This window comes from Brevibacillus sp. FW301-21C12A (genome assembly GCF_058788915.1).
In genome coordinates this window covers 1-5,528 of the sequence record NZ_JBYTBG010000090.1, presented here as the reverse complement: position 1 = coordinate 5,528, position 5,528 = coordinate 1, and the positions used below count along the sequence as shown (strand labels likewise).

Genomic DNA, 5,528 nt, shown 5'->3' with positions numbered 1-5,528 from the left:
CTGCCCCTTAACCGTATCCTCCGACACAAACCGCCCCATCTTCGGATCATAATACCGGGCACGCAGGTAGTAAAACCCACTCTCCTTGTCGTACATTTCCCCTGCATACGCAAACGGGTTCATCATCGTTTCCTTGACTTTATCCGCAATCAAGTTGCCCCAGATGTCGTACTCATACGTATTTAACACATTCCCGCTCGGACCTTTGATCTTCACGACATCCCCGTGGCTGTTGTAATAGTACGTGCCTTCCTGGTTCGTCGTGTAGTCTTTGCGCCAGATCAGTTGGTTACCAAAGACGTTGCGAGCTTTGAGCCGTCCGTCCTGGGTCAGTTCCTCGATCACTTGCCCGTTCAAGTACACGTAGTGGGTCGTATCCGTGACGCTTCCGGTCTGCTGCTTCGTCGCGCGCAGGCCGCCTGGATAGTACGTGTACGTCGTTGTTCCTTTGGCGTCCTTGTATTCGATCAGGCGATTCAGCAAATCGTGTTTCAGTTCGTAGCTGCGCGTCGAATCGGCGGGCGCGTTGGCATAGATTTGACGGTTGCCGCGGCGGTCGTAGGCGTACTGGCGGGTGTTGCCCTGGATGGTTTCTTCTTTGATCCGGGACAGCTTGTCGTAGGCGAACGTGCCGTAGTTGGCTCCGCCGCGCTTTTGGCTTGTGATGTTGCCGAACAGGTCGTAGCCGTTGGTCTCACTCCATCCGTCGGCGTGGTTCATCCCCGTGATCTCGGCAAAGGAGCTGATCGTCTTTTGCATTGCCGACGACTGGCCGGGGTAGGAGACGGTGTTCGTCTCTCCGTTGTTGTTCATGTCGTAGGTGTAGCTCGTCGTTCCTACGCCGGGAATGGTTACGGCGCTGAGGCGGCTGGCATTGTCGTAGGTGTAATCGACGCGCAAAGAGGGAGCCGAGCCGGAAACAGCGCTGCGGGATGGATAGACGATGGCGTCGATGGCCTCATCGTGGTCGGTGTAGACGAGCTGGTAGTCTTTTCCCATCATCGTTTGGCGGTTCAGGCGGCGGTATTCGTCGTAACCGTAGCGGACGGTTTGGCCGTAGTTGCGAGCCGGAGAGCGGATCGTAGCTGCGTTCTTCGTAGAAGCCGCTGCCTGCGGATACCTTCGTCCTTTCGTTGAACGGCGAATATTGGTAGCTGAAAAGAACGCCGTTTTTGTCTTTGAAAGTTTTGACGGCACCGTTTTTTTCATAGGTGTACTGCTCGGCTTTGGTCTCCGGGTTCTTCTCGGACAACTTCCAGGACAGCGCGTTATACGTGTACACGGCAGTGGGCGTGCCGTTTTCGAGCACGGTGGTCAGGTTGCCGAGTCCGTCGTAGCTGTATTCGTGGATGTTGTTTTCCGGGTCGCGCAAATAGACCAATTGGTCGTTGTGATCGTAGCGCATCGTCCAGCGTTGGGAGGTGCTGCCGTCCGAGACTTCCTTGTCCGTGACTTTTCCGAAGCGGTCTGTCTGGTAGGTGGTCACGCGGCGGTGGCTGCCTCGTTGGGTCGTTTCTTCCACGCTCTCCACCCGGCCGTACAGGTCGCGGTAGGTGGTGACGATGTAGCCGTTCGGGGACAACGTTTGCTCGGTCAGGCGCGGCAAATAGCGGGTGCCGTCTGAATACGCATTGGCCCGATGGGAGCGGGTCGTTCCCAGGGCGTTCGTGGTCTGGTAGACGAAGCCGTCCCAATCGTAGGCATATGTGGTGCTCTGCGCCTGGTTTCCGTATGGAATCGTGCGGCTGATCTGCATGCCGTCCGGGGTAAACTCGTTTTCTACCAGCGGGCGTTTGCCTCCGCTCGTCCCTCTCTGTTCCTGATAGGCGATGTCTCCGTATGGCGTGTAGTAGGTGATGGCCCGAGACGAGTCCTGCAAAATTCTCTCGACGATCCCCGGCCCCTCCGCGCTCGTGCCGGATGCTTCACCGTCCCGATACACGTACGTGGTGGTGCGGGTCGCGCCCTGGTGGCGGAAGCTCTCGGTGAGGACTCTTCCCAGCGTGTCATATTCGTAGGTGACTTTGCTGCCGTTTGGGTACGTCTGGCTTTTTACCTGGCCTTGGTTGTCGATCTCCAGCGAGAAGTTCAGGACGTCCGTTTTCCCACTCTCCAGCTCGATTCCGGTCAGAGATATTTGCGTAGGCTGCACGCCGTACGAATCGTATGCGGGAAACGTTTGCGTCCTCGTCTTTCCGCCCAAGTTTTCCGTGATCGAATAAAGCTGCGCATTCGTGTATTCATAGGTTCGCTCGGTAATCTGGCTTTTGTAGCCCGACAAGTTCACCGGGAACGAGTGAATTTCCGTTTCTTTTCGCAGCAAATACTGGTCGTTGTACTCGTAGGAAAGGTTCGAATAGTACGGCTCGCCGGACGCGGAGGTCGCCTGCGTTCGCATGGCCTTCAACTGGGAAAACGCACGGAAGCCTTTTTTGCTCTCCAGATCGTATGTTCAGATCGTCACAAAGAGAATCTATATCAAACTCAACCTATCTGATGTTACCCGCCTGTTCTTGTTCCAATCGGTGGTCGATTAATTGCACTGGCTTTCCCCCATAAAAGAAATCCCTGACATTTTAAATCAGGGAATACGGTATTAAACTCATTTTGAAATTGTAGAAAGATAACTTTTGAAAACCTCATTAAAATCCGAATTTGCTTGTATCTGTAGATGTTCGGATATCACCGTTTCGCCACTTGAATATTCGAGTATCTCAACATAAGCGGTATTGGTTTCCCAGAGTGTAATCAAACCAATGAATTTTTCAGGGGAATAGTGATGTACAGTGATACTAGGATTATCAGAGATTGTTGAGTCTACAATATTTATTTCTTCCGTCTCAACTCCCTTAGCTTGTAACCATCCCTTTATCTCTCTAGCCCAAATTTGAAAATTATCAAGCATTATTTTTCACCTACTATTCTTATGTTAGTGGCAGACGGCATCTGAGGTATTGGCTGTCCTTTTTTGGCCGCCAATCTACCTTCAAGTGAATTTGGCCCAATTATCTTGGCCCACCCCTCATTTGTTTGCTTTAGCGACGACGTGGGAACATCAAATTCGACATATATTGATCCCGGCTTTGCTTGCTTCCCAAAGGCATTAGCATCCGCAGGATTAGCAACATGGGTCGTCCCAGTATAACTTTCAGGTACTTTACCTGTTTTGACCATGGTATCGTATTCTTCTCTGGACATCCATCGACCTACTCGAGTAGTCGCAACATTTCCTGTCCCCTTAATAGTATTATTGGTAATTGTATTTTTAGTGCCCAACTTAACTCCAGGACCTTTTACTGAATAGCCTGCACCTCCACCATCCATTGGAATCCCATTATCCATTGCCCAGTCCCATGTAACCTGAGCTGCTATGCTATTTTTAATTTTGTTTGTACCTCTCAGTGCATCTTGCATGCCGGCTTGATCTTTTTCGAACCACTCACGATAATACTGCCAATCAATTTCCTTTGTTCCATGTATTCTCCGGACTCCCTCATTATCAAAATAATAATAGGTTCCAGAATTTCCTTCACCAACTCCTACATTGATATGTCCACTTGGATCAACATATTTTAACGGATTATTACTTACATACGTATACCGATTCAAACTCAGCGGATTATCCACCTGCCCCTTATACGTATCCTCCGACACAAACCTCCCCATCTTCGGATCATAATACCGCGCACGCAGGTAGTAAAAACCGCTCTCCTTGTCGTACATTTCCCCTGCATACGCAAACGGGTTCATCATCGTTTCCTTGACTTTATCCGCAATCAAGTTGCCCCAGATGTCGTACTCATACGTATTCAGGACATTCCCGCTCGGTCCTTTGATCTTCACGACATCTCCGTGGCTGTTGTAATAGTACGTGCCTTCCTGGTTCGTCGTGTAGTCTTTGCGCCAGATCAACTGGTTACCAAAGACGTTGCGGGCTTTGACCCGGCCGTCCTGGGTCAGTTCCTCGATCACTTGCCCGTTGAGGTACACATAGTGGATCGTATCCGTTACGCTTCCGGTCTGCTGTTTCGTGGCCAGCAGTCTTCCACGTGACGACAATATCCAACGGCAATCTATTCATTATGTTCACCTCCCCTAGGTACAGTTCAATTACACGAAAAAATACCCCAGACGAGTAATGGAGAGTCTCGTTTGGGGTAATGCATTTTCCTCATTTTCTAGCCAGCTTATTCCCTATTAACCTTTATCACTTTTCTGAACGAAGTGGCTCATACATATCAGCAACAACTTTGTACGACTCAACATCAATAAGCTCAAAACTTTCACCAATAAACAGCTCTTCCCAAAGCCATAAAAAGAAATCTCGAGCATTGGGTGGGGCATCAAATGGTGGAAGTAGCGAATAAAATACTCTTTCAAAATCTATTTCTGGTTTAGTTAAATAGTAGCTGAGTGCTATTTTTGATTTTCTCTTTTCCACTTCCTCAAGATTATTAAAATGCTCAACAAGTGTTTCTCTAATGACTGCTTTATATTGTTGCTCTGTTTGTAACTCTATTTCTTTATAATGTGCTACAGCTTCATCATCATCAGCTAAACCCGTTAGTGGTCTTAAAAAGACATCCAGAAAGTGAGGGTTTACAACATTCATGTTTTTCCTCCAATCTTAATGATTATCTTAATTTAGGATACAATGTTACCAATTTCCCGTCTTTAAATACAGCCTGAACTTTAGTTGTATTAATTACGTTTCCTCCACCACGTAAATAACCTTCGCCAATTATTTCTCCCATATCAAAATCAAAAACAGTTTTTCCCGTTTGTCTAAAAATAGTTTCTGCTCGTTGAACGGCATTTAGCTGTTTCAGATGGGTAAGGAAACGAGATGAGTCAACCATTCTGCCAGCAATTCCATCTGGAGTTAGTCCAGTTATTGCTCGGTTATACTGTTGGGCAAGAGTTGTCTGTGCACCATGTCTAGAGAAAAAGTGAGCACCAGAAGCTTGTTCCATTTTCCTGAGTTGTGCCATCGCATTAGCTTCAATTTTTGCGGCGAGATTACCTGTGTTTCTAATTGTCCCTACTGCTGCCCCCGCACCAGCAACACCCAATCCCAAATCAGGAGCATCCCCATGATTCATGCCAACCGTATTGTTAAATGTAACGATAGCTGTCGAAAGAACTTCCCTCTGATACTGCGTTGGTACATACTTTCTTACCGCATCTTCGGGTTCTATCCCCTCTTCGTATGCCCTTCGTGCCGCAACCTTTGCCCAATGCATGTATTCTTCTGCCGGTGAGGAAAAGCCACCTACTCCTCCCGTCATCTCCTGTATGTGACCACTCGGATCCACAAACTTTAACGGATTATTACTCACATACGTATATCGATTCAAACTAAGCGGATTATCCACCTGCCCCTTAACCGTATCCTCCGACACAAACCGCCCCATCTTCGGATCATAATACCGGGCACGCAGGTAGTAAAACCGGTTTAACCCCTTAAAATTTGAGTCTTTCTCCCTTATTCTCGCATTTTCATATGCTTCTTCCCTCCTTCAACCACC

General features: G+C 48.5%; 5 protein-coding genes and 2 pseudogenes. All 7 read right to left on the bottom strand.

The features are described from left to right. Positions 1–1,002 (bottom strand): RHS repeat domain-containing protein (locus tag AC3WQH_RS25205; protein WP_492332313.1); only part of this gene is annotated, 1,002 nt, incomplete at its 3' end. After that, positions 959–2,407, bottom strand: coding sequence for a hypothetical protein (locus tag AC3WQH_RS25200; protein ID WP_483072597.1), 1,449 nt, complete (start codon positions 2,405–2,407; stop codon positions 959–961). The genes AC3WQH_RS25205 and AC3WQH_RS25200, both read right to left, overlap by 44 nt. A 195-nt stretch (positions 2,408–2,602) precedes the next feature. Continuing rightward, entirely contained in the window at positions 2,603–2,905 is a 303-nt protein-coding gene (locus tag AC3WQH_RS25195; protein ID WP_129552224.1) for an immunity protein TriTu family protein, read from the bottom strand. Then, complete coding sequence (locus AC3WQH_RS25190) at positions 2,905–3,549, bottom strand: TreTu family toxin (RefSeq protein WP_492332314.1); 645 nt, start codon at positions 3,547–3,549, stop codon at positions 2,905–2,907. Before AC3WQH_RS25190 ends, AC3WQH_RS25195 begins: the two co-directional genes overlap by 1 nt. Beyond that, positions 3,547–4,047 (bottom strand): annotated as a pseudogene (locus AC3WQH_RS25185) (RHS repeat-associated core domain-containing protein); the annotation flags it as partial. The pseudogene AC3WQH_RS25185 and the gene AC3WQH_RS25190, both read right to left, overlap by 3 nt. 160 nt (positions 4,048–4,207) lie before the next feature. Further along, complete coding sequence (locus AC3WQH_RS25180) at positions 4,208–4,612, bottom strand: hypothetical protein (protein ID WP_005837297.1); 405 nt, start codon at positions 4,610–4,612, stop codon at positions 4,208–4,210. 678 nt (positions 4,613–5,290) lie between these two features. Then, a pseudogene (locus AC3WQH_RS25175) lies at positions 5,291–5,450 on the bottom strand (RHS repeat-associated core domain-containing protein); the annotation flags it as partial. Between the last annotated feature and the right edge of the window lie 78 nt (positions 5,451–5,528).

Excerpts from the sequence above, each read along its gene's own strand:
- AC3WQH_RS25195 (WP_129552224.1), bottom strand. The coding sequence starts at position 2,905 with ATGCTTGATAATTTTCAAATTTGGGCTAGAGAGATAAAGGGATGGTTA.
- AC3WQH_RS25180 (WP_005837297.1), bottom strand. The coding sequence starts at position 4,612 with ATGAATGTTGTAAACCCTCACTTTCTGGATGTCTTTTTAAGACCACTA.